Source organism: Desulforhopalus vacuolatus (genome assembly GCF_016918505.1).
GTDB classification, from domain to species: Bacteria; Desulfobacterota; Desulfobulbia; order Desulfobulbales; family Desulfocapsaceae; genus Desulforhopalus; species Desulforhopalus vacuolatus.
This window is the reverse complement of sequence record NZ_JAFFPZ010000018.1, coordinates 30,925-56,197: the sequence shown is the minus strand read 5'-3', so window position 1 is coordinate 56,197 and position 25,273 is coordinate 30,925. Positions and strand designations below refer to the sequence as shown.

General features: G+C 46.9%; 20 protein-coding genes and 1 pseudogene. 1 reads left to right on the top strand and 20 read right to left on the bottom strand.

Annotated features, from left to right (window positions below; genetic code table 11):
• Positions 1 to 298: 298 nt before the first annotated feature.
• From JWG39_RS11400 to JWG39_RS11310, 18 genes and pseudogenes are all read right to left on the bottom strand, one after another.
• Complete coding sequence (locus tag JWG39_RS11400) at positions 299 to 487, bottom strand: hypothetical protein (RefSeq protein ID WP_205219532.1); 189 nt, start codon at positions 485 to 487, stop codon at positions 299 to 301.
• A 154-nt stretch (positions 488 to 641) separates the two neighbouring features.
• Positions 642 to 1,517 carry a CRISPR system precrRNA processing endoribonuclease RAMP protein Cas6 gene (gene cas6, locus JWG39_RS11395; RefSeq protein ID WP_205219531.1) on the bottom strand — a complete coding sequence of 292 codons (876 nt, stop codon included), beginning with the start codon at positions 1,515 to 1,517 and terminating at the stop codon, positions 642 to 644.
• 609 nt (positions 1,518 to 2,126) lie between these two features.
• Positions 2,127 to 2,468: a DUF6951 family protein gene (locus JWG39_RS11390; RefSeq protein ID WP_205219530.1), complete on the bottom strand. Its 342-nt coding sequence runs from the start codon at positions 2,466 to 2,468 to the stop codon at positions 2,127 to 2,129.
• Positions 2,469 to 2,544: 76 nt separating this feature from the next.
• Positions 2,545 to 3,399 carry a pyrrolysine--tRNA(Pyl) ligase large subunit gene (gene pylSc, locus JWG39_RS11385; RefSeq protein WP_205219529.1) on the bottom strand — a complete coding sequence of 285 codons (855 nt, stop codon included), beginning with the start codon at positions 3,397 to 3,399 and terminating at the stop codon, positions 2,545 to 2,547.
• Between the two features lie 49 nt (positions 3,400 to 3,448).
• A complete protein-coding gene (gene pylD / locus JWG39_RS11380; protein ID WP_205219528.1) occupies positions 3,449 to 4,306 on the bottom strand; it encodes a 3-methylornithyl-N6-L-lysine dehydrogenase PylD in 858 nt (285 codons plus the stop codon).
• Between the two features lies 1 nt (position 4,307).
• Complete coding sequence (gene pylC / locus JWG39_RS11375) at positions 4,308 to 5,495, bottom strand: 3-methylornithine--L-lysine ligase PylC (RefSeq protein WP_205219527.1); 1,188 nt, start codon at positions 5,493 to 5,495, stop codon at positions 4,308 to 4,310.
• Positions 5,429 to 6,553: a methylornithine synthase PylB gene (pylB, locus tag JWG39_RS11370; RefSeq protein ID WP_205219526.1), complete on the bottom strand. Its 1,125-nt coding sequence runs from the start codon at positions 6,551 to 6,553 to the stop codon at positions 5,429 to 5,431. The genes pylC and pylB overlap by 67 nt, the downstream gene beginning before the upstream one ends.
• Before the next feature lie 42 nt (positions 6,554 to 6,595).
• Positions 6,596 to 6,937, bottom strand: coding sequence for a pyrrolysine--tRNA(Pyl) ligase small subunit (gene pylSn / locus JWG39_RS17100; RefSeq protein WP_439099713.1), 342 nt, complete (start codon positions 6,935 to 6,937; stop codon positions 6,596 to 6,598).
• Positions 6,938 to 7,363: 426 nt separating this feature from the next.
• The gene (locus JWG39_RS11360) at positions 7,364 to 8,098 is read right to left on the bottom strand and encodes a sulfite exporter TauE/SafE family protein (protein ID WP_205219525.1); all 735 of its coding nucleotides are present in this window, start codon (positions 8,096 to 8,098) and stop codon (positions 7,364 to 7,366) included.
• A 361-nt stretch (positions 8,099 to 8,459) separates the two neighbouring features.
• Positions 8,460 to 9,653: a 3-phosphoserine/phosphohydroxythreonine transaminase gene (gene serC, locus JWG39_RS11355; RefSeq protein WP_205219524.1), complete on the bottom strand. Its 1,194-nt coding sequence runs from the start codon at positions 9,651 to 9,653 to the stop codon at positions 8,460 to 8,462.
• A gap of 176 nt (positions 9,654 to 9,829) precedes the next feature.
• A complete protein-coding gene (locus JWG39_RS11350) occupies positions 9,830 to 11,698 on the bottom strand; it encodes an ASKHA domain-containing protein (protein ID WP_205219523.1) in 1,869 nt (622 codons plus the stop codon).
• Positions 11,688 to 12,458 carry a DUF1638 domain-containing protein gene (locus JWG39_RS11345; protein ID WP_205219522.1) on the bottom strand — a complete coding sequence of 257 codons (771 nt, stop codon included), beginning with the start codon at positions 12,456 to 12,458 and terminating at the stop codon, positions 11,688 to 11,690. Before JWG39_RS11345 ends, JWG39_RS11350 begins: the two co-directional genes overlap by 11 nt.
• Before the next feature lie 10 nt (positions 12,459 to 12,468).
• Positions 12,469 to 13,107: a corrinoid protein gene (locus JWG39_RS11340; RefSeq protein ID WP_205219521.1), complete on the bottom strand. Its 639-nt coding sequence runs from the start codon at positions 13,105 to 13,107 to the stop codon at positions 12,469 to 12,471.
• 13 nt (positions 13,108 to 13,120) lie between these two features.
• Positions 13,121 to 14,050, bottom strand: a complete 930-nt coding sequence (locus JWG39_RS11335; RefSeq protein ID WP_205219520.1) for a CobW family GTP-binding protein — start codon at positions 14,048 to 14,050, stop codon at positions 13,121 to 13,123.
• A 3-nt stretch (positions 14,051 to 14,053) separates the two neighbouring features.
• Positions 14,054 to 15,400, bottom strand: a complete 1,347-nt coding sequence (locus tag JWG39_RS11330) for a uroporphyrinogen decarboxylase family protein (RefSeq protein WP_205219519.1) — start codon at positions 15,398 to 15,400, stop codon at positions 14,054 to 14,056.
• 416 nt (positions 15,401 to 15,816) lie between these two features.
• A pseudogene (gene mttB, locus JWG39_RS16565) lies at positions 15,817 to 17,301 on the bottom strand ([trimethylamine--corrinoid protein] Co-methyltransferase).
• A gap of 105 nt (positions 17,302 to 17,406) precedes the next feature.
• Positions 17,407 to 19,014 carry a BCCT family transporter gene (locus JWG39_RS11315; protein ID WP_205219517.1) on the bottom strand — a complete coding sequence of 536 codons (1,608 nt, stop codon included), beginning with the start codon at positions 19,012 to 19,014 and terminating at the stop codon, positions 17,407 to 17,409.
• 11 nt (positions 19,015 to 19,025) lie between these two features.
• Entirely contained in the window at positions 19,026 to 20,489 is a 1,464-nt protein-coding gene (locus tag JWG39_RS11310) for a trimethylamine methyltransferase family protein (protein ID WP_205219516.1), read from the bottom strand.
• A 254-nt stretch (positions 20,490 to 20,743) separates the two neighbouring features.
• Here JWG39_RS11310 and JWG39_RS11305 point away from each other — a divergent pair, with 254 nt between their 5' ends.
• Entirely contained in the window at positions 20,744 to 20,968 is a 225-nt protein-coding gene (locus tag JWG39_RS11305; RefSeq protein ID WP_205219515.1) for a hypothetical protein, read from the top strand.
• Between the two features lie 174 nt (positions 20,969 to 21,142).
• On the opposite strand, the gene JWG39_RS11300 is transcribed toward JWG39_RS11305, so the two are convergent.
• Both JWG39_RS11300 and JWG39_RS11295 read right to left on the bottom strand, forming a co-directional pair.
• On the bottom strand, positions 21,143 to 22,528 hold the full coding sequence (locus JWG39_RS11300) for a sigma-54-dependent transcriptional regulator (RefSeq protein WP_205219514.1): 1,386 nt from the start codon (positions 22,526 to 22,528) through the stop codon (positions 21,143 to 21,145).
• Positions 22,525 to 25,116, bottom strand: coding sequence for an ATP-binding protein (locus JWG39_RS11295; RefSeq protein WP_205219513.1), 2,592 nt, complete (start codon positions 25,114 to 25,116; stop codon positions 22,525 to 22,527). The genes JWG39_RS11300 and JWG39_RS11295 overlap by 4 nt, the downstream gene beginning before the upstream one ends.
• Positions 25,117 to 25,273: the final 157 nt, after the last annotated feature.

The window sequence follows — 25,273 nt, the reverse complement described above, 5'->3', positions numbered from 1 at the left end:
TATTCGAAATTACTCAGCTTTCTGAAAAGGAGAGGCTGAATTCAAGTGACATCCACCCCAATTAGTTTCTCACATACGTCATAAGGTGTTTTGAAATTCAGGCATTTTTCGGGCCTGCGGTTAAACCTGTATCTCGCCTTAACAACTTTGTTTCACAGTGATGTCAGTCAGCTTCTGTCTCTTGGGAAAGTATTGCCGTAACAAGCATATCTGCGTCAACATTGACTGCCCCGAACTGTTTTTAAATTCACCAATACAAAGTGGAAATGGATTTATATTCGGAAAACCGCCTGTTTTGTTACCATTTGCACAAGAAAACATGGACATTTTTTGGGCGATCACGAGGGACAAGCAGGATGATAAAATTGATCTCATTGTGGAAACGTTCGTTGTGGGATGAGACGCCCAAATTGAACTTCACCTTGAACCAGGCCTGGAGAAGATTGACGTTGGAGAGGACCAGGGTCATACTAACGCTGCCATTCATGTTCCCTCCCGGTTGTTATGAAAAAGGCTTAACCCCGTTTACAGACCGGGACCTCCCATGACAGTATTTCTTTTTTCCCGTCTTCCGTCCTTCCCGTTTTAATTTTGATTAACTCTTTGTTCTTAAATGTTTTTTCCATGTATTTTCAAAAAGATTACCCCTGTTCTACAATATATTTACCAAAACCAAAGCTGGTTTTACCGCCCACATGGCACCATTCCCCCAGAACGAGATAGGGCCAGAACGGCTCAAAATTTCCGTTATATGTGATATGCCCCTGCAGTCCACTAAATTTCATCCACTGTTTCTGACGGGTGGAATATCTGTTCAATTCCTGCAGAGTGCAGTGGTCCTGATGAAGAGGGATATCCTGTGCCAGGGCGAGCAGTTCCTGCTTATACTTCGGTTCAATAACCGGTCCGTATCCATAAAATACGCCAAGGCTGTTCAGTCGACCGATAATCCTGGCAAACAAGGTGCTGAATGTTGGGGGGGTTAAAAGGATTCTGTCTGCGTTTTTGAGTCGCAACGGGGTTATAAAATGAAACCGCATCTGCTCGCAGCCTGTGTATTCTCTGGAAGCGCCAATAGCCTCACCGGTGAGCAACGCATTCTGCCCGCTACCGCCTGACTGTTGCGGAGGTACTGCTGAGGCAATGCTTAATACGGAAAATTTTCCCCGTCTTTTTCCCAGGCCCATTTCTCCACCGAGGTATTTAAGTGCGTCCAGACAGATGGGGAAGTAGTTGGCCGTATCTCCAATCAGATTCAACTCAAATGAAAATTCATGGCCGGGGATGTATTGACTGGTTGTTTCCAGTGGCGGTAAAAAAAAGTATGGATTGGGACCTGACTGGATTTGGCAGAAACGCTGGTAATAGTATGGTGAGATTTTCTTTAAGGCAAAGCCAAAACCGCCGTGAAGGACAGCACCTTTAAATTTCGGCAGAGGTATTTCTTCAGATGCTCTGCAGCAAATTCGATACTTGGCAAGGCTCAGGTTGCTGATATGCGCGTTGGAGTTTGACAATGAATTTTTACCTGGCTTCATGGAAAAGATCAGAAAAAAACAACACTGCATTCTCGTTAGTATTACTAAAATTTATGAAATCAGCCAGTGTTTTTTATTCTTCCTGTCAGAATGTAATTCATTGACGCAATGGTTTGTTTAAAGCGGGAGGAGTACAGGAAGTGAGCTGCCGGTATGATTTCGTCACTACAATTTGACCGAAAATTACCATGCACAGGTCCCAGAATTATTAAGAGCAGATATAACCGGGATTGGTCCTTCTTAAACGGGGGGAAGGCACAAATTAAGAGGAATTCTATTATAACTGGCAAAAGGGAGGAAAATTCCACACGTATCTGCCACGGCATGGCAAACACGCGGGAAAGGAGGAAAACGAGCCGGAGTGGCTTTTTATTCCTGACCGCAGAGACATTGCAGAACGTCTTGCGAGAGTGAATGAGAGGAAGTGAATTGGGACGGGCGGAGAACCTTGGCGCTGAACAATGGCAGCGAAATCACATTTTTTACTGACCAGAAAACGAAACTGCGTGGATATCTTTTTTGGCGATTACGAATGAGTAATAATTCGTGTTTATCCTCCGACAAAGCGAGGAACGAGACGTCGAGATATCAATCAATAAATGTTATGGCCGCATCTTTGGGCAGTGCCAGACCGACACTTACCTCCAAAGCCTTTAAAATTCCAGCTATAACAGGACACGACACATGGGGAATCATGTTCAGGCTCACATCCAATACCTGGGAATTAAGGGTTCCTGTTTCTCTGTCTTTAAAGAGTTCTGTCATTACATTCAACTCTTTTCCCCCCAGGATCTGATCAATTTTCTTCCAGTTCGGGCATTCAGTATCTAATCTGAAAGATGCCTTGTAATCCGTTAAGTCTTCAGCATGGACTATAGTGTTGAATCCACAAATACCAGCGGATATTTTTACGTTAACAGTTTTATGCATGACACATCTCTTCTTTATGTTTTTGTTGATGCTATCTGATTTGTCAGTCTCAGAGACAGTTCCACAGAGGGAAAAACTATATTTTCAGGTAAATGCCATTAAGATATGAGCTGTTTTTACTCCAGCGGCCAATGGAATCACCATCATTGAGGAGCATCAACAGCCGCTCCATACCGATGCCAAAGCCAACCCAGGTATCATGAATACCCCACTCATGATCCAGGGGATGCGGTCCCATGGCACCGGACGCAATTTCAACATCGTGAGGTCCGCCCACCATATCTACGGTGGTACCATACACTTCAGATTCTTCTAACTCGAACTTGAAAGACGAGAAACCGGCACTCTTCATCACCAGACTTCCCAACTCCCGCAGTCTCGTCTCACGCTCCTCCTCTGGCAACCCCATTTCTACAAGGTTGAGCATGGTAAACTCAGAAGAATGGCTGGCACCGTCACTCTCCTTTCTAAAACAGGAACCTATCTCGAAGAAGCGGATGGGACGCTGCTTCAACCGACTGAAATCCTGCATCAGACTATACAGACTCGGAGCCAGCATGGGCCGCAGACACTTCTTTTTATCTATCCAGAACACCTGTTTATGCAGAGGGTGGTCCATGGTAATAGTCATTTTCTCAAGAGCTTTTGCTGAAATCACTGTAGAAGTCTGCACCTTGACAAAACCCTCTGCAATAAGGCTGTCACTCACCCGGTTGCACAGCTCATCAAGTACGGTTCTTCCTCCTGCAGTCAGCAGCTTTTCAAGATCTGTTTTCGCCTCTTTGACGAGTTTTTTTTCAACATCCTGATACACTCTGTCTCTCTCAGCTGTAGAACTGAATTCACGCTGAAGCAGCTCGTCATCGCTGCCAAGTTGTTTCAGCCGTTGCTGCTGAGTTATACTCCAGACGGCACTCTTATCGTCACTCATAGTCGTTTTATCTCACAATTGTAAAGGGGGGCATCGAACAGCGTGTATTTCAAGAGATTCTGTACTTGAGAAGGCTTACCGCCATGGAGGCAACACCCAGTTCAAGCTTGTCATGGATCACCCGCGTATCAAGAAAACGAAAGCTTTCCGCAGTGATCCCGGGCGGCACACCGGGGATGACCAGGTAAGATGTCTCAGAAAGCTGGTTCTCACAGATCAACTGTGATTCCGGGGTGGCATCAACAATAAAAAGATAGTCTTCGGGCCTGGCCTCTTTATCCACACTGACCCTCGCCCGGCCAGTGCTGTCTGGATCCGCATGGAGAGTCTGGAGTAACTGACGGGCAGATTCTGCTTTACCTGTATCAGTATCATAAAGCACAACACTCCAGCCGAGTTGCAGCAACCGGGTTGCAGCATTACACCCCACCGGGCCACAGCCAATGACAAGTGCCTGGCGATCATTGTTCTGCCGGTTCATAAGGTGCAGGGCTGTAGCGTAAATTCTACCGGTAGCTTCGCTGTTATCAGCCAGGCGGCCACTTTTCATATCATAGCCGATAAAGCGATTGTCATCGGCCATGAAGATTCCATCCACACCCGCCTCAACAGTGTTGGCAAAACCAGTCACATCGGTTGTTTCTGAAACCTCTACGGAGAACCCGAGATACGCAAGGATAGCCGCCACCACATCTGAAAAATTTGAGATAATACCAAGGCCTGCTGTCACTGGTACAACGCCAATTTTATAGTCCGAAGCAAGCTCGCATACACAATCAGGATCTACCCCGCAACATACGCAGGCGATATCCAGCATGCTTCGTCCTGTACAGTCCACCAGATGTTTATCATAAGAGTGCAGCCTGGAATTGATACCGGAAATATCGGAGGAGGAGAGTCTTGTCATATCAACCTGAATTTTTTGTAATTTGAGCTATTTGCGACATGCATTTACGACGGTTCAGGTCAACCTCTTCAGACCTGTTCCCCTTATACACCAGGGTGGCAATCCAGCTGTCACGCTTGTTATCACTGGCGTTGAAATCAGTAATTGCAGTGTGCGCCCCGTAAAAATCTGTTTTCATCTGGAGGTTTTTCCTGTCGGCCAGAATGTGCTCACCCAGGATTTCTACATCGGAACCTGTAACCCTGATGTGTTCAAGAAGGCAAAATCCTCCTTTCACCCGGGGCTCTTTTATCCGACCCTTCACAAAGAGTTCGACCAGTAATTCAACCATATTCACCCCCGTTGCATGAAATACAGCAATCGGTGTCTGACTCGGAAAACGGGCATCAATCTCAAGAATTTTGAGTTCACCTGCGTGCAGGATAACCTCAAGGTCCATAATCCCGTGCAGGTTCAACGCTTCTGCAATGGTGCATATCTGATGTCGGAGTTTCTGCTCATTTTCGCGGGATAGCAGAGGGGGGGCCAGCACTCCGCAGCAGTCATAATCCTTATCCATGTAGAGCTCTGTTACAGGGAGTGCTGCATAGTTGCCCGGCCTGCCGATAACCTCAATGGAGTAGGACGGTCCCTCAAGATACTCTTCAACAACCGGGCTCCCGGAAAAATCTGCAAGCAGCGCTTCCACCCTCTCCCGGTTATCAACTCGTACAACACCTTTGCTCCCGCTGGAGTCATCGGGTTTAATGATAACGGGAACATTACAGTCAGGCCAGTTCTTTGCCCTGGGCAGCTTGAGCTTTTCAAAGAGGGCGTTAGAGCGGATTTTTGAGGATGAAATGCCATAGGCATCAAGATCGAAAACAACAGGAATACCAAGCTCATCACCCCAGCTGCTGATGAGCTTAAGAGTCGTAAGATCTTCCAGAGCGGGAAAAATCAGATGAATCTGACCACAGTCAGCAGGGAAGCTTCCCTGCTGGTTGAAATGGAACCTGACGAAACTGTCGCAGAGCTCTCCTGCAGGAAGATCACTGTTTTTATCGATGAGGAGGGTCTCAAAACCGGCAACTCTGGCAAGATAAAGTATTTCCAGCCCTTGAAGCTTACCGCCAACAACCGCTATGCGCATCTGCGGTTCTCCGAGGCGCTTTTTGCACCAGAACTTCTGCGCCGAGAATCCACCCATGTTTGATATTCCTCATGGCTTGCCATCTCCAGGCCTGCCTCCTTCAATATAGGAAGAATCTGCTCTATACTGCGTCGCGATTCCTCAATATCAAGACTGGCGTTAGCGACTCCTGCAAGCCCCCGGTCAGGCGGAACCACAGAAGTGACCACATTGGCCCCCGCAGCCAGCCGGACAGACAATCCTTTAAGACCATCAACATCCAGGCTTGCGGGAATAAGTACTTCCGGCATGAGAAGGCGCATGAGAGCGATAGTGAGAAATTCCTGATTCGCAGGGGAATTGTCAGCTGCGGGAAGAGTCACCCCTTTACTCTCAACAAACCGCATTGCCCGCACCTGATCAAAGCCCTCACGTTTCATGGCATATAAGGAGTCGATAATATCACTCGGACTTGATCCTGCTCCAAGCAGGATTCCTTCCTCCACCAGCATGCCGTGCTCTCGTGCCACGTTCTTGGCAAGCATCCGTTTTTCAAAGTCCTGTCCAGGCCGTAACTCCTTAAAAAGCACCCTGTTATACGTTTCCTGATAGCAGGCGAACCATTCCATACCCATCCGGGCAAGCTCTGTAAGCTGATTCAGCTCCATAACACCCGGTGAAAGCATGACGGGCAGTTCCGTCCGTTTCTTTACCTGTTCCGCAATTTCAGAAAACCTGGAAAGCCTTGAAGAACCACGGGCAAACATCCACGGATCTTCTCCCATGGTGAGATCAATCAGATGGACTCCGGATTGCTTCATTTCATCCGCTGCCGTGAGTATCTCCTCCATGGTCTTTCTATAGCGGCGAATCTCAGTATTGGTTCTGCGATACTGACAGAAGTGGCAGTCATTTCGACAGTGGGTTGAGAAGTAGAGAAAACCGTAGATAAAGACAGTGTTGCCAAAATATGCCGTCCTCGCCCTTCTTGCAGCAGCAAAGAGGTAATCAATTTCATCCTTTTTGCTTAAACTGAGCAGGAGTTCTACATCTTTCTTCCCCACATCATCATGGGCAGCAAGCCTGTCAATGATGTCGAAACTGAGACTGGTATTTTTTTTTGAAACAGTGAACATAGTAATTCAGCTTCTCCTTTGAAGAGTAACGCAATGACACCTTTATGGGGCAGACACCTTCCCACCCGGGGCGGAATGTGTAAGTGATGATCCCTGATGTCTTTGAAAACTCGTAGAACTGTACTTTTGCAGTTTCCATTCGGGGATTCGACAGGCGGAACAGGGTTTTAAAAACCATTTGTTGCGCAACCATCTTCCGGCCCGGCTGTTGCGTGAATTTTTTTGGTAAAATTCCTTGTTGCAGTGGGTGGTAATTTTGGCCTCTTCACCTCTTATTTCGATCGAACGAATCCCATGCAGGACACCTTTTCGAGATGGCCAGAGTTTTATCTTGTTGAGGACATTAAAGAGTTCGGCCCGTTTTCGATAAAATCTCTTTTTCACCTGCTTTCTCTGCGGAGCTTCCAAAATATGACCCCATTTTAAATCTTTGTAATAGAGTGGCGGAGGGCCCGGGAGTCGCACCCGGCTGCATGGATTTAGAGTCCATGTGATCACGTCCGATCCACCCTCCGTATTACATGCTTTACGTCTGCTTGCTGGAGATGTCCACACAAGCAGCAAGACTCAACTTTTGACTTAAGCATTATCTGTGCCAGATTACAGAAAATATTTCACTGTGAAGAAATCACCTGTAATTCGGGTGATTGAATCTTTTGTTGAGCCTCTTTCGGCTTGAATGGATTGTAAATTTTTTCAAAAATGTGATAAATTTTCAAATATCTTCTTTTTTTGTCTGGTCAGAACTTTCTTTTCCAAAGAGCAAGGGCTCCAGTCGAATATGGAGAAAATACGGTTCCCTTCATTCTTTCATAAGAGAGCGGACCAGGCGATGCGGATTCCCATTGCTGCAAGGGCGATAAAGAGCAACATTCGAAATTTCTGTTCCGACAGTTTTGATGACAGAAGAATCCCAAGTTTGCTGCCAACGATAACAGCGGGAAAGGAACACATCCAGATTTTCATCACGTCTGCCGTCAGCAGACCGGCAGAGGCCTTGGCCGCAACAATAAAAATCCCGGTAACAAGAAAACCCGCACTCAGTATTCCCTTTACAGCCCGTGCGTTACAGCCGCAGTATGCAACATAGGCAGCGAGCGGCGGACCGTTGAAACCAAAAGCCATGCCCAGGGAAGAGGAAAGGATACCCGTGATATACCCCCAGACCGGGTGAATAAGATGCTCTCCTGGTTTAGATTTTTCCAGGAAGAGTGAGTAGAGGGCATAGCAGGCAATAAAAATACCCATGCCGCCTTTCAAACCATTTTCCGGAATAAAGGGGAGAAAAAGTACTGAAAGGAGAATTCCCGGAAGAGCCCCGATAAGAATACCTTTGATGTAACGAAATTCTATATCGTGGCGAAAATCCCAGCCGACCTGGCAGTTGAGAGTGAGGACAATCAGAACGCAGCTCGGGACGGCGAGAGAGAAATCGATAAAAGAAGCAATAAGTGGCATTGCTACCATTGCGGCGCCGAAACCGGCAAGGCCATTTACAAATCCCCCGGTGAACCAGCCCAGCATGACGATGAGTATACTTGTCATTTTTCTAACCTGTATTCCTGAATTCAAGTGATAATTGCACAACCCATTACTTTTCTGATATTCACCCCGGTTAGTTTTTAAAATACTTCAAAGGTGTTTTGAAATTCAGGAATTTTCTGGGTCTGCTGTTACGTTTTCCTGTTGCCTGAGCAACTATTTCACAGTGCTGATAACCAGCTTCTTTTTTTGAGGGACGTTTTACCGTAACAAGCCAGTGGTCTTCTTCTTTTGTCCTCGCTGACTGGCAGAGGAAGACGCGCCAGGATCGTGTTCTCAAACGATACAACGGGGAAAACGCGAGGGAATCCCCGTTGTATCGTTCTGCGGAATCTGGCGTAACGGCTCACCCTGCAAGGGCGAATCACTTCGCCTTATTTTTGTGTACGAACTCTTTCATAAAGTCAGCGAGGTAGACGGCATCATCTTCGGTAACGCCATTATAAAGACTCGCCCTGAGATACTCTCCCACTCCAAAAGGTGTCAGGGTTCGCAACCCGACCATGCCTTTGTTCCAGCTTTCAATGAGAAACTCATTCGTTAATTTTTCGTTTCCCCCATCGATATTGAACGGAATATTCATCCGGCTTCTTAAGGCATGATTATCTACAGGAGTTCCATAAAAGCCGTTGGAGTTATCAATGACATCATAAAGAATTTTACTTTTGGCAATGGAGCGACGCTCATTTTCCACGACACCACCTTCGCGCTCAAGCCAATCCATGAGGAAACCAACGACTTCAATGTTGAAGGTCGCTGCGGTATTCCAGAGATTTTCTGCTTCTGCATTGATAGTATAATTAAAAACTCCAGGGCAAAGAGGAGACGCCTTATCCTCCCCGAGAAGGTCCTTGCGCACGATGGCCACGGTGAGTCCGGGATGACCAATATTTTTTGACGCACAGGCAAAGAGAACCCCGACATTGTTCCCGTGCCAGTTGACAGGCTTCGTTGTAAAGTCGGAGCTTGCATCAACGACGAGAGGAATATGTTTACGTGACTCAGGAAGTACAGGAAGTCTGAACAGTTCAATCCCATTTACAGTCTCATTGGAGCACATATATATATATTTGCTTTCCGGGTCGATATTCTCTTCAGTGAGTTCCGGGAAACTGGTGTACATCCCGGTTTCAGGGTCCCTTCCATCAATTTCGTTAATGGTGCAGTATTTTTCCGCTTCTCCAGCAGCTCTTTTTGTCCACGTACCATTCACAACATAGGTTGCGATGTCTGATTTGTCGTGGCAGAGGTTCAACGGTACCGCAGCAAATTGTCCGTGACCACCACCATGGGCGAAAAGGATCTCGTAGTCATCTGGTATGGCCATAATACGTCTCATAGAAGTAATGGCATGATCAAGTATGCTCAAAAACTCAGGCGACCGATGAGAGAGTGCCAGAGAGGTAAGTCCAGACTTTTGAAAACCTGCAGCAATCTCTTCCTCTACAGCCGTGGGTAAGGAGGTCGGTCCTGGGCTGAAGTTGATAAACTTTTCAGATGTACCAGGTGTCGTGAGGGAGCCAAGGAGGGCCGGGTGGACATTTTCAATATTTTTCATTTTCTTTTTCCGAATAATCTTTATGGGTAAAATCGGGCTCCATATTGAGTCCGGGTAATGATGAAGACAGCTCCTGGATTCAGGCAATAACTTCAACACATTTATATAAGGGAACCTTGAATATGAACGAAATCCAAGCTGTTTCAAGAGACCCATAAAAGGGATAACTTTTTCGCTTATAGAATTTCATCTAAAGCACTCTCAAATACTTTTTCAGGAATCTTTTGCATGTCACGGTGTGGCAATGGTTGTAAGAATTCAGCTTTTTTCTCTTGTTCCGGGAAAACCATTTGATTTATAAACTCATCGGTAAAACCACTATGGGTTGACAGTTCAATATATTGGGTACAGGCTTTAATGTGAGTAACAATACTGCGGGCATCTTTTTCGGTGGCATATCGTATGACTCCACACCCCGCAGCGTTACCAAGAACACGTATTACATGTTCCATCTGAGCTGGAACAAGACCTGCACGAACAGCACTTTCTGGATTCAGAGCATTTCCAAATCCTCCGGCAAGAAATAAGTTCGCAATTTCCTCAGGTGCTATACCAGACTCCTGCAGCAGCGTCTCTATTCCCGCCCGCACGGCAGCTTTTGCAAGCTGAATCTTTCTAATATCGCCCTGACTGAGAAAAACATCGCTCGTTATCGAGAACAGTGCCTGTCCATTTTCACCCCTGGAGATGAAATCTGATAATTCCCCTCCTCCTTCAAGCCTGCCGCCTGCATCAAGATCACCACTTTTTAAAAGGAGTGAGATACAGTCAATAACGGCGGAACCACACAGACCTGCAGGTTTCTCTTTATCAATTGTTGTATATGAAAAACCATCTTTAGTTTTAAAAATGGTGTCAATTGCACCGGGTTGTGCAACCATTCCACAGGAGAGCGTGGCACCTTCGAAACAGGGTCCTGCTGCTGTTGAACAGGCAGAGTATGTATTCTTCCCATCACCCAGTACAATTTCTGCATTTGTGCCAAAATCAACAAGTATAAAAGGCTCTTTTTGTTTATGTGCATCAGCAGCTAAAAGAGATGCAACTATATCTCCACCTACATATGCAGATATTCCGGGCATAAGATATACAGAGGCCTGGGAATCTATTTTCAGTTCACTGGCATGGCACTCAAGGGAGTCAAGGGTAACAGGTATAAAAGGTGCTTTGCCGATGTGCTCAGCGGGGAAACCACAGAGGAAGTGAATCATGCTGGTATTGCCGGTAATGGCAATGACAGTGGGGTCAGCAGCTTCCATGCCCCGGGCAGACAGCATCGATATAAGGGTATCTTTAATCCGGTTTATCTGCCTGACGATTGTGGCTTGAATTTGTGCGATACCGTCAGCTCCTCCACCTGTGCTGTGTTCGATACGAGAGATAACATCGGCACCAAATACTCCCTGATCATTTTGTTCACCATAGACCTCAAGTACGGCCTCTGATGTAAGATCCATAATCATGGCTGCCACAGTAGTGGTCCCTATATCGACAGCAAGAAGTGTATGCTGACAGTTTGTACGAAACCCGCAAACGATCCCTTCTTTGAGAAGAGCATATCCTGTTTCGTTTGACCGCAGGAAAGAGGGTAAACCAGCCTGTTGCTCCAGGGTGAGTTGATACGAGCGGGCACTGCATGATTCCAGCAGATTCTGCACATCCGTTTTCTGATTTTCAATCGTCGATTTCTTTATTGCAAATTCTTTAAGCTCAATCAAAGGCAAGAAATCGTAGCTGGTATTGGCAAATGCTGTGAGTACTTTAGTTTTCGCCTGCGGTGGTATGGAGAGACAAAGACTCTTTTGAGCCAGGGTGTAGCAGGCCAGGCGCAAACCGCTCTCAATGGCGGCGGGAGCCAGGCGTTTACACTCTTCAGCAGTAGGGATGGTATCTGTATATATTAAACATTTCCCACAGGTTCCAGAACCTCCACAGGGCAGCTCAAGGAGTTGATGCTCCCGTAAGACTTTACTGATCGGCACACCCGCTTCAGCCTCGATCAGATATTCGCCCTTGTCATTGGTAACTTTGATTTCAACAAGCATTGGATGATAACCTCTCGGTGACTATGGTCCCCTCTCCCGTCAGTCGGGCTGTATAACCGGGGTGGATATGCAAAAAAAGATCAGTATTCTTACCGCCTTGAAGCAGTGCCCGCAGGTAATTGTCCGACCCTGCACATTCTGAGAAGGGAAGTTCCGCTTCCTTTGCAAAACAACGCGCTTCATCTTCAAAAAAGCCAGAGGGCTTCTCGGCCCTCACTTCCATTTCAGCAATTTGTGGCCACCTGATGAGCCTGACTGTCTGATAATGCTTGAGCCAGCCGAGCTGTTCCTGCATCAGGTAGTGAGCGTTATCTTCTCCGTATTTCTCTAAATACTCGTTGTATTTGGCTTCCTTGTTGCGCAGCAACTCTGAATGGGCATAACAGACCCATCCGGGAGTCTGCCAGTATGTCTGGCCATTTAAAGAAAAATCACTGGCGGCATCCTGTGTGATACCAAGCAGGAGAGGAATACAGTCGTGTACCCTGGGCAGGACCAGGGTTGCCTTTGTGCTGTGAATCTCTGTCAACCCCTGACCGCATAAACCATAGCCCAGCAAAATGGTGAATTCATCCTGCCTTCTGGCCTCCTGCTCAAGGACAAAATCCTGTATGGTCTCACGGAGTTTATCGGGACGCTCATGGAGTCCCTGTTCCATAAAATACGCGACCGGAGGAGTTTCCATCTGTGAGGCGATCAGCTCTATTTCATGCCGAAACACCTCACAGGAAACAATTATGGTATTATTCTGAGAATTCACGTGGGTGCCTTCAGGCTGCTTTCATGAGTTCCAGCGCCTTTTCAGCCGCCATGGTAGCGTCGGGGGCGTAACCGTCAGCGCCAATAGCATCACAGTATGCCTGATTTACAGGGGCACCACCCACCATAATCTTCGCTTTGCCAGCCAGTGGACTTTCGGCAAGCAGGCTGACCACGTCTTTCATGTGTACCATTGTGGTAGTGAGAAGCGCTGCACAGGCGATAATATCAGCGTTATGTTCTATTGCTGCTTCAATGTACTTTTCCGGAGGAACATTGTTGCCGAGATTAATAACCTTAAGACCCTTACTCTCCATCATCATGGCAACCAGGTTTTTGCCGATATCATGCAGGTCATCCTTTATCGTGCCAATGACAACGGTTCCCCTGTCGGCAGCATCAGAAGCACTCAGTAAAGGACGAAGGACATCGGTTCCTGCACCCATGGCCCGGGCGGCAATCAGTACCTCGGGAATAAAGATATCGTTATTTTTAAAACGCTCACCGATGACGTCCATACCAGGCATAAGGCCGTTATCAAGGACGTCTTGAGGCGTCATTCCTTCATCCAGCGCCTTTTGGACCAGCGCGGCGGTTTCAGCACTCTTTCCTTTTTGCAGCATTTCAGACATCTCAGTTAATACACTCATGATCATTGCTCCTTTATAGAGATATTAATTTCTGTTTCAACAGTGTTTGCCTGATCTCTGTCCCTGTCCCGGTATTGCAAATAACCGTAAGCGGTGCAGGAGCAGCTTCAGTTTTTCTTTTCTCAAACCCCTTGCCGGTGTCAGAGATAAATACAAAGCCGTTTTCTTCGGGCAGGTACCCCTTCACCCTGAGGATATCGGCATTTTTAGTTAAGGCATCCAGCAGATTATTGATTCCGGAAGGGGCAGCCTTAATGGCAAAGCTGTCCGGTCTGTTTTCAAAGGTGTTAAAACCTAACGAGTCGTTTACCTTTTCCAGCTTTTCACTCTGAAGGCCACCGGACATATCCAGGCAGTTCAGGGCCTCATTACAATCCAGATCGTGCTCATAGATCGGTGCCCCAATGTTCAGAGAACGGACGTAAGCACGGGCAGCATCCAAATCTGCCTTGTCACTTATATCGGCCTTGGTAAGAAGAATGACATCTGCCGCCTTCACCTGCCGGGGAATTACCTGCAGTACATGCGAAAGTTTCAAGCTCTTTATCGGATCAAAAAGACTCAGCACCACCGGTTCTTCAAAATCATCCCCGAGCCTGGCCATCCACATAAGTGAACGCATGCCGGCAGGATCAGACATTCCCGATGCTTCGATGATCAGCAGCTCGGCATCGGTATCTGCCATGGCGATAAGTGCCTTGACAAAGGATTCTTTCAAGCAGGAGCAGAAGACAGAACCACCTGATAATTCCACCAGTCGATCCCTGACCCCACTTTTTTCGATATCAGAAATATCAAGAAGAGTAGAGTCCACAGGTACTTCCCCAAAATCATTGAGAATAACTGCCAGCTTCAGATGCTGGTACCGCTTCAGGAGCAGACTGAGAAAACTGGTTTTTCCGCTGCCCAGGAAACCGGAAAGTATGATGAGTTTCTTTTTCATTTTTTATTTCTTCGCTGCCAGAATTTCTTCTTTTAAGATATCCACCGGAGGAATGAGTGAGACATGGCGAATCTCACCATTGACCAGGATGGACGGCATATTTTTCAGACCAACTTTGTTGGCAAAGGCGAGGGTTTCTTTGTACATGATGGAGCGTTCAACCACCTTCACGTCAATGCCAATATCCTTTGCCGCATCGTTGGCTGCTGCAACCATGTAACCACAGGCTGCACAGGTCTTGGAATCGATGGTAACCACTTCAACGAGGACGTGGTCGAGGTTGTCATAGTCTGGCAGTTCAATCTCTGGAAGGTCATCAATGGCAACGTAATTCTCAAGGGCAATTTTAACCGCCTCAGGATTATGAACCGCCTGACCGACAGCGATGAGGTTCTCTGCCGGTGCATCAAAAGGCACATCACAGCCTGGTGCGAGGATGAAATTTTTCTTGCCGAGGTTATCCATCAACACGAGGGCCGCTTTCTGATTATCCTGCTGGGTACCAAGCAGCATATCAATGGTAAGCTGCATGTTTCCAGACATGGTGATGTCGTACTTGTCGGTAATTTTCTTAGCTTCTACAATGTCAACGTTCTCATCGATGGCAATACAGCCCGGTTTGGTCTTACACATCGGCTCCATGTTTTTGGTGGCATCACCGCAAACAAAAAACGAAGAAGGCATATTGATCTCTTTCATGGCAGCAAAGAAGGTACTGAAGGGTTCAGCCAGGAAGGTCTCGAACATCTCCGGGGAAATCTGGGAAACCAGCGGATCAACCGCTGCAATAATATCGCAACCCGCTTCAACGTACATTTTAGCCAGTTCCCTGACCTGCACTTCACAGTAGTTGATCAGCTCTTTTACTTTATCTTCACTGTCATACATATCCATGAAGATGCTGGTTCCGCGAAGGTGGGAAGCCAGAGTAAACGGACCGCAAACCAGACCGTACATGGCAATATTCGGTCTTGCTTCCTTAAAGCGTTTCATAGCCTCTACAATGAGAGGAATACGGCCATCGGTCTCTTTGAGTACCTGGGTGGGTATTTCAAACTCCACACTGAGGGGATGGCTTGAGACAGTGGGGGGGCTGTTCTTATACCAGGTGAGTTCACAGCCGAGAATCTCAGCTTCAACCTGCAGGTCAAATATGGCTGGCATGCCATCAGGCGTATACTGCTTTTCGGCTTCAATCAGGCACTCGTAGAGTTTATCTGCACTTTTGAACAGTTCTTCGGCGGTATAGCCTTTTAAGTTCGCAATTTGTGCACCCGTGTATGGCACCCATGGAGTTCTTTCGACTGTCTTTCCTTCAAGTACATCAAATATAAGTTGCTTACCGCGCATGTTACTCACTCCTGTATCAGGTGCAAAAGATCGTTAAATACACCTGCTAATAATTTTAACTCTCTACAGAGCAAGAGCAGATGTCTGCTCTCACCTATAAAATAATTCTCTATCTACTGCATTTGCTTGAAAGGCATCGCATCCCTGATAGAGCAGATTTGAACGCGACATCTGCCGAAGTCTTTGAGCAACTGCCATGAAGGGCACCTGAAAAATAAGGAACAGGAACCCTTCATTTTTTCTTTCAACCAGTACTCTGCAAAAAATTCTTTGCAGAGTATCAAGGTGAAGAGATTGTGAACAAGGGGCGGTCTACTGTACGTAGCGGACCGCCTGGTTTGTTGGATAGAAACAAAGGGGTTTCAGGTCTTCTTCCAGGTCCCTGCCATGGCCGGAACACCTGATTACCGAGAGTTCTATTTTCTCTTGTTCATCTCTTCAGCTTCAGCCGTTGCATCTTCAACAATGGTGCGCAGAGCAGACGTTGCTTCAGCTGTCAGCGGCTGTGGTTTATGGTTGGCGAGAATATCAGCAGCTTTTTCAGCAGCTCTCTCAGCCATGCTTTTTCCACCTTTGGCCAACCAGCCCTGATAGTTGTTCCGGTCAATAATGTGCGGGGCGGAAGGTAAGGTTCGCATGTATTTCATAGTGTGTTCCTGCATCAGATGATCTCCGCCGATACCTACCGACTTGATCGATTCCAGTGCAAGGGTCTCATCACTTACGTGAATTCCCTGCATAACCTTTCTTACCATCTTAAAAATATCATTATCCAACACCAATTGGGCGTAGCTGAAAATGAGTCCCGAGTCCAACATCCCGGCACCATATATCAGGTTCGAGCCACTATTGGCGGCACACATTGCAGTAAGCGTCTTTTCATGACCTGCCTGTGCGTCTGGTATTTTTGAATCCGTCTATCCACCTGCCGAGAAACTCGGCAGCATATACTTTTGAGCCATGACGGGAGCGGCCGCATTAAGCATACCGCACTCAGGTGAACCAACAGGGGTTCCCATCAGCTTGAGATCAAACATAAGAGAAGAACATCCGTAAATTACCGGTGCTCCCTTGCAGGTGAGCTGATGAAGCACAATACCTGCAAGAATCTCACAGTTGTGTACCACAAGAGAACCGGCCAGAGTGATCGGACCAGATGCCCCTGCCATAACCATGGAAATAAGGTTACATGGGACGCCTGCTCTTGCAGCGGTCATAATGCCGGTGCAGCAGGGTTCATCAAGGCTGAGCGGGCTTGTAGGGGAGCAGTTAATTGTACAGATGGGCCTCTCCCGAAGCGCATCTTCTCCACCTGCGATGGCCTGGGCCATTTTGATGATCTTGCCTGCACGCCAGCCATTTCCGGGGCCGTACACCGTATGTTTGGAAGTGTTTGCAAAGACGATCTCAGCTTCCCAGACAGGTGCCACATACTCTGGAGCATCTCCTGCGGTCAGTGAGCGTTCACAGACATTTACTTCCTCCATGGCGTCTGCGAGACGAGCGGCCTGGCCTACATCATGAAGTTTAGAAGAGCGGACAGTACCGTCCGTGTCCATGACACTTACACCCTGACCGAAGGTACAGAAGTTGACACGCTTACCTCCCAGAAACACATCATTTTTGGGATCGCGTCCGTACTGAACAATATTCGGCGGTGCCGAACGGATACAATCCTCTACAAGATATGCCGGGAATTTAACGGTTTTCGTTTTCCGGTCAACAATTGCGCCAGCCCCATCAAGGATATCCAGAGCTTCGTCGTCACCAACGTGCAGCCCTGTCGTCCTCATAATCTCGAGGGTAGCCAGGTGAATCCTCTCGAATTCATCATCTCCGATTACCGAAAAGCCAAAGCCCGCGGTATTGGCAATCTCGGAGAATATCGATCTTGATTCCATCGTATTACCTACTATTTTGGGTTATGGGTTGAACGACAGACTCCCTGCCGCGTTGAAAAACTTTATGAAACTCAGTCGGATGAACGTCTGTCCGAAACAAATTTATTATGCTTTCTCTCTCACACTTACCGGCACTGCAGCAACCTCAGAACCTTCCGGCTCAGCGAAGCTCACTTTATAAACAAGAGCAGCAGATTTTTGCCCATGGGCAGCTTTCAGATCTTTGATGAAGAAGTATCCGGCAGCGAACATAATAAACATCAGAGGAAATGCCGTGAGTACAGCTACAGCCTGCAATGGCTTGAGCCCACCGACAAACATAAGGCTGATTGCCGCTCCACCGTTGATGACAGACCAGAACATGCGGTTCCACCTGGCGGGCTCTCTGCCTACGGGCAGTTCTCTGGTAGAAATCGTTGCAAGAACATAGGAGGCAGAATCAAGAGTCGTTGTACAAAAAATGAACATAAGAACAATGAACAGCGGCATCATTATGTGACCTGCAGGCAGCATGGAAATCAGGGAGGCTATAGTCTTTGCGGGACCGCTGGCCTCCATCATTGTGGTCATGGAAACGTCACCGAACAGTTCCACGTGGAGACCGTAGCCGCCAAATACTCCGAAAAACACTGCACATCCGATTGGTCCCCAAACGAGCGGGGCAATGGCCATTTCTCTCAGGGTTCTGCCCTTTGAAATTTTCGCAAGGAAGACACCAACAAAAGGCGCGGCACCAAGCCACCATGCCCAGAAGAAAATCGTCCACCCCTGAGGCCAGCCACCACCTCCGATGGGATCAGTGTTAAGTGCCATCCGGATACAATTTTGAAAGATCAGGCCGATACTGTTGGTGAAGGTGTTAAGGATAAAGGAGGTGGGGCCTGCAAAAAGCACAAATCCCATGGCAACAACGGCAATAATAAGGTTGATATTACTCAGTCGTTTTATTCCCTTATCCAGGCCGAAATAGCAGGAAGCACAGAACATACAGGTCCAGATAGCGACCACAGAGACATCCATGGAGAATCCTGGTTCGGTTCCCATAAATTTAGCGATGGTGGCCGACAGCATGGGGGTTCCAAGGCCGAGCACTGTTACTACGTTACCGAGGATTGCAACCATGACGAGCAGGTCAACAACGGTACCAAGCCAGGTATATCTGCCCAGATGGCCTTCAAAGGCTGAGCCGATACTGAGACGTTTACTTTTTCTGTTATAATAAGAATATGCAATGGGCACCGCGAAGATACAGGTGATTGCCCAGGGGACAATACCCCAGTGATAGATTCCGTAGGCAGCAGCCCATTCCCTTGCCTTAACAGTACCGGCTTCAAGATCAAAAGGAGGAGCTGCCAGATAATATGTAGGCTCAATAAATGACCAGTAGATCAGTCCGGTACCGATACCACAGCAAAAAAGCATGGCAATCCAGGAGATATTACTGAACTCAGGCCGATCATCTTTCCCGCCCAGGCGGACATCTTTATAGGGACCAAAAACCAGCCAGAGAAGAAAGATTACGGAGGCCACCCCAAAGACAAGGAACATCCATCCCAATGGACCGGTAAAAAACTTTCTTATGTTTGTCAGTGTTTCCAGAGCCTGATCCTGATACATAACTATCGGAATGCAGGTCAACAGTGTTACGACCAAAGCTGAAATAAACAGCGTCGGTTCGACTTTAAGCGGCATCTTTTTGTGCATCGAATTCATCTTTTCCTCCTTTAACTGCTTTTTATGGAACACCCCAGATCAACATCCGGAGCGACTCTCCTGGCAAATGCCACCAGCTCTTGCTCTACTGCTGGATCCAGCATGGAATCCGGAGCTTCAGACAGCATTGCTTTATAAATAGAGGAGGCCCGGACAGCGGCATCCATTTTGCCCTTCTCTTCCCATTTTTCGTAATGATCCCAACTCGAGACCAGCGGCTGCCAGTTATCCCGGCAGTGCATCAGAGTGTCAGGGTGATAGAGAAAGTTTCCACCTGGGCCTGTCTGTTCAATCGCTTCAGTGGCCAGATCCCCATTTACCCCCTCAAACCCTTTCATAATAGTGAGAACCCTCGAAATCATTTCCTGATCAAGGATAAATTTCTCATAGGAGTTGGTCATTATTGAATCGAGCACCCCAAGGCACTCATTGATTATGGAAACCCCGCTCATCATGCATAAAGACAGATTTTGCATGGTTTCTAAACCGGCCTGAACATCCACAACTTTGGCGTCGGTAAGCCCTGCCATGGTCCGTGTGGGCAACCTGTAGAGATCTCTTGCAAGCTGTACATTGGCGATATTAATGAGATTGGACTCGGGTGATCCTGTGACGTACTGACCAGACTTCATGTCAGGGACTGCCGATGCGGGAGCATAGATAAACGGTGTCCCGGGGTTCACAAGCTGGGTAAGCACAAGCCCGGCAAGTATTTCAGCATTTTGCAGAACACACGTTCCCCTGAGACTCATTGGTGCTGAGACTCCTGCCATGGCACATGATAAAACAGCTACAGGTTGCCTGTGTTCGGCATAGGTCATGAGTGTCTCAAGCTCAACCTCTCTGAAAACCAGCGGGCTTAAAGGGTTGATGCTTACATATATTGCCGCATGATCTTCGAGGAAGCCTGGCTGCCCTTCAGCTATCTCTACCATGCGAAACATTGTTTCAACCTCCTGTCTGCTACCCGGGTTGGAACGAAGGGGTTTATCTGTATTCTTCAGGGTTTCAAACAGTATGCGAAGATAGGCCGTTTTACCGTCCACATCAGATGGTACGACGGGGATCCCTCCATTAATGGAGCAGACATCACTTGCCTGGGACAGCTTGATAAAATTGACAAGATCATCGATACCACCAATCCTGCGCCCCCGATCAAGACTCTGGGCATAAATGCAACCGTTACAGGGTTCGACAAGAGTATGAGCCTGCCCTTCCCCGATGGTAACGGACTGATCACCATTACGGCCGTGGAGCATAAATGCTGAAGGAGCAGATTCAATTGATGTCTCAATCAAATTCCTGTTGATCCTGACTCGACTTCCCTCAACAGCAGCCCCTCTCGCTTTAAATACGTTGAGAGCAGATTCAGACTGAAACTCCACACCAACGGTTTCCAGAACCTTGACGGCAGCTTCATGAATCTCTTCGAGTTCATGCTTGTCCTGCATTTGAATAAACCGCGATGAAACCATTTTCTCTCCTTCAAATTGTATCTTGCCTGTGAGTCTTGATATCCATGTACTGTCCCCTCTACTGCAAAGGCTGTGCCATAAAGTGAACGAAACCAAAATATCTGATCAAGAAGAGATTAATACCATGCAGAAACAACATTTAAAGGGATGTGGAGAACTGCCTGCTGAAGCGTACGGTCAGGCGGAGATAACGAGAAGTATAATTGAAATTCTCTCACATAATTGAAATTTTATCACAAAGAAAAGGATCCGCTATGAGATCTATTAAAATGTATAAACAGTGGTTTATGAGACTACCACAGCTGGCAGGACTCTCCTGGACAGAGCTGCACGAACAAATATACAAATTGAAAAATAGTTACATTTTTGATTTTATTTTAGCCGCAGGAAAACAAGTAAGCTTCCAAAAATGTGACGAAATTTTAATTTTGCATTCAGCACTTTTAAGGCGTCTAAAAGATATTTATTTCCTGGAGTGAGGTTGACTCTAAGCCTGGGTTGGCAAAAGAGAGGCGGGTTGAACCCGGTACTAAAGGAGGAAAGAAGGGAGACGGGAGACGGGAAAATGCAAATGGTATAAGGGAACTGTGGCTCTTTCTTTCAACATCAGGTCAGCGTTGAAGCATCAACATCCGTTGATGACAGTACAGGAGTTACTCGTCAGATAATTTTTTCAACTGGTAACGAAAGGTGTGGTGTTTAAGACCCAGCAATTTGGCAGCCTGGGTTTCATTCCCTTTAGCCATTTCCATAGCTTTTTTGAAATAGAACCTGTCCAGGGAGAGGCGAATCTCTGTCAGGTTGATCCCTGTCGGAGGGAGGGGCGGAAATCTCGTGTCGTCAACATCTTCATTGACGTGTCCCCGCTCAATTTTTTCAAGATCCAGATCTTCAGGTGTCAACAATGAACCCCTGGCTGTGAGCACTCCACGCTCCATCATATTTTTAAGTTCCCGAACATTTCCACTCCAGGTATAGAGCTTCAGGAGTTCTATTGCCCGCTCACTGATCCCTGTGAGGCCTTTATCAAATTTGTCATTAAAAAGCTGGAAAAAATATCTGCCCAGCAAGACTGTATCTTCCTGCCGCTCGTTGAGTGACGGAACGTTAATTTTGATAACGCCCAGCCGGAAATAGAGATCTTTCCTGAAGTCATTGCTGGAGATCATCTCGTCCAGATCTTTATTGGTGGCCGAGATAACCCGTGTTTTTATCATCAGTTTTTCTGTGCCACCCACCTTGTAAAATTCTCCGTTTTCCATGAACCGGAGGAGCTTGGCCTGTGCTGAAAGATCCAGATCTCCAACTTCATCGAGAAAGAGGGACCCCCCGTCAGCCGCTTCGATGAGTCCCCTTTTACCCGTTACAGATGCACCGGAAAATGCTCCAGGCTCATATCCAAACAGTTCACTTTCTATTAAATCTTTTGGGATTGCAGCACAGTTGACAGTAACCAGAGGCCCCTTGAAATTGGGACTTTTGTGATGAATAGTGGACGCGATCAGCTCCTTGCCGGTACCTGTGTCTCCAAGGATCAGGATGGGGGTGTCCGGGCTTTTGGCTACCATGTCGATATACTCCATGATGTCATGGATGGCACGACTCTCTCCGATAAAACAGGGCAGGTTTTCCCTGATTTGCTTTTCCTGGAGTAGAGCTATCTCTTTTCTCAACCGAATCGTCTCAAGGGCATTGGAGATTGACAAGTTGAGAGCATCCATGTGAATCGGCTTGACAATGTAATCGTAAGCCCCTTTTTTCATACAGGAGATAACCAGCTTAATATCTTCGTATGCTGTTATCATAATGACCAGAACATTACTTTTCAGGGCTTTGAATCTGGGAAGAGCTTCACTCCCTTTCAGTCCGGGCAGCTCGATGTCCAGCAAAATTAAATCTGGAAGAGTCTCAGTAAAAGCATCAAGTGCATCCTCAGCTGTTTCAAAAGCCAAAACAGTGTAGTCATCTTCAAGGTCAGAGGTTATCCCCTCCCTTATGACTGATTCATCGTCCACAATAAAAATCGTATAATCTATCATGATTGCCTGGTTGGTGGGGGTTGCTGGCGACAGTTGCTGTTTTGACAGAGGGGAAGCTCAATGACGAAACGGGCACCGCCTTCTGAACTTTTTTTTACGTTTATCCTGCCGTTATGATCGGTAATGATCCTGTTGCAGAGAGCGAGACCGATACCCGTTGAGTAATTTTTAGTCGTATAAAAAGGTTCAAATATATTTTCCATGATATCTACAGGCACTCCAGGTCCGGTGTCCTCTATAAAGATCTGGACATGATCCTTGTCTGAAGATGTCGAAATTCTAATATATTTAGGGTCTTTTTGACCATCCATGGCATCGACACTGTTATTAATCATGTTAAGCACCACTTCTTCAACAAGGTTATGTTCAGCATCACAGAGAGGCAACTTCTCACTTAAATTTGCAGTAAGAGTTACACCATATTTTTTCATGCTCATTTCTGCTAATTTGGCAGCTTCCATCACCGGTTTATTGATATCTATTTTTACGAATTTTGGTTCGATGGGTTTTGCAAAATCAATGACCCGTTTAACGACTGACTCCATTTTTTCAGAAGCAGCCCGGATACCTTCTATTGCCGGACCTATCTTGTGATATTTTTCCGGGTTGGCAAGGCCCTTTTCTATGGAATGAAGGTATATATTGATACCAGACAGCGGATTTCGCACTTCGTGGCCTATCCCGGCGGAAATTCTGCCAAGGGTTGCCATTTTATCACGGACGGTGAGCAGATGTTCAAGTTCCCGTGCCCTGGTTCGGTCAATAGTGGTGAGGAGAAATGCACTATCGTCCCGGTAGTTAATAGGAGTGATGAGGGTGGTAACCCATTTAAGGTTTTCTTTGGTTCGCTTTTTTAGTGAGGTATAAAATTTGTAATCCAGTTCCTGTTTATCCGGTTTTCCATTCAGAATACTCTCAAAGAAGTTTTCTACACTCTCTTTGTACTCAGCGTGAATGTGATCATAGGTAACAGTTGGACCAAGGTTGATCGCTCCCGCCAGCTGAACCTTTTTTGTATTGCGATAGACGACCCGCCCGTTCTGGATAATAGTGATCCCGTTGGGAGAATTTTCAACAATATCCCGTAAATTTTTTTCGCTCCGAGCCAGAACCTGTTCCTCCTGCTTTCTCTGGAGGCAACGCCATAATCCCTGAGTAAGAAGATTGAGTTGACGCAGATCTGAGGTATCATAATTCTCGGACTTGTTCCCCACTCCAGCGACAACAACGATCTGGTCCCCTTTGAATATGGGCACGTTCATATATCGAATCAAGGTCTTTCGACACTCTTCAGGCAACCCCTTCATTGCAGGATTGGATTTCGGATAACAATTGGAGATAACAGGTTCTTTTTTGAGAACCGCTTTGCCCCATAATCCCCGGGTTTCAGCGGGAAATCCGGTGGTGGTGGCAGTGACTGGCTGTTTCTGAGAAGCCGAACCTCCGGACCTGACGGAGTAGATCATGCCCGCCTGGTCATCAAAAGCAAGATATCCGAACTGACTCTTGGTCAACTGAATCATCTGCTCAAAGGCAAACTCAATGATCTCTTGAATAGAGTCGTTTGGCCTTTCATTGAGCTGAAGCAGAGCATCCATACGCATTTCATTGAATCTGAGCTCTTCCGTTCGATGCCGAACCTTGCGCTGCAGAGTTCGGTTCCATGTTATCACCGTACCAATAAGTACAGAGACAATCATAAAAACGAGAGAAACAAACAACCAGAACGTGTGGTTTTTGTAAAACGGGGGAGCTTCCAGATGCAACCATTTGGAGTAGATAGCCTTATGCTCAGCCTCACTGATATCAGCAAGTGTTTTGTCTATAATTGAGGCAAAAAGTGGCCAGTCATTTCGAATTGCAATGCCGAGATCAAGTTCAAAGCCGGTGTCACCGGCCAGGTGCAAATTGGTGATTTTTTCTTTCTCAATACCATAGAGAGCGCCAGGTATTTCGGTGATCAGGGCGTCCAGTTCACCAAAGGAAACCCTGGTGAGTCCTTCCTTATTGGTCCCTACGTCTACAATTGTAAGTGCAGGGTAGGATTCACGGACAAAAGCCCCAACTGCGTAGTCCCTTGGTACGCCAATACGCATTCCGACCATCTGTTTCAGGGAGAGTTGCTGCTTCATCTCTTTTCTGACAATAATGGTAGTATTGATATGTAAATAGGGGTTCGACCAGATCATAAATTTACGTCGGTCTGGTGTCGCCTGAACTGCGGGGATAACATCAATTTCTTTACTTTTTGCTCTGGCCAGAGTTTCGCTCCATGAACGATTTCGGACAATCTTGAATTTGATCCCCAGTCGCTTTTCAATAAGCCCTATGTAATCGGCCGCCAGACCACTGTATTCTCCGTTTTCATCAAAAAACTCAATTGGTTCCCAGGCAGGATCTCCACTTAAGCGGATTTCATCTGTATGCTCCAATAACCAGGCTCTTTCCTCAGGAGTGAGGTGCAGATCGGTCCCGGCTTCCACTGTCAGCGGTGCACAGGCCAGAGCAACCCAGATAAGGCAGACAATAAACCAGACTCTGCCAACGATGATTTTTGATGATGGCGACATAGGTAGAGATAATATCATACTGTTTTGGTTCAGCGTGAATTGGAGAATCCCTCAGACAAAGATTACTGGGACACTGAATCGTTCTAAGAGTAGAATTTCATGTGAAATCTTTACTGCAAAATGTATCGCACTTATTATACCAATGGCCATCAAACAGGGCGCTTGATGGCCATTG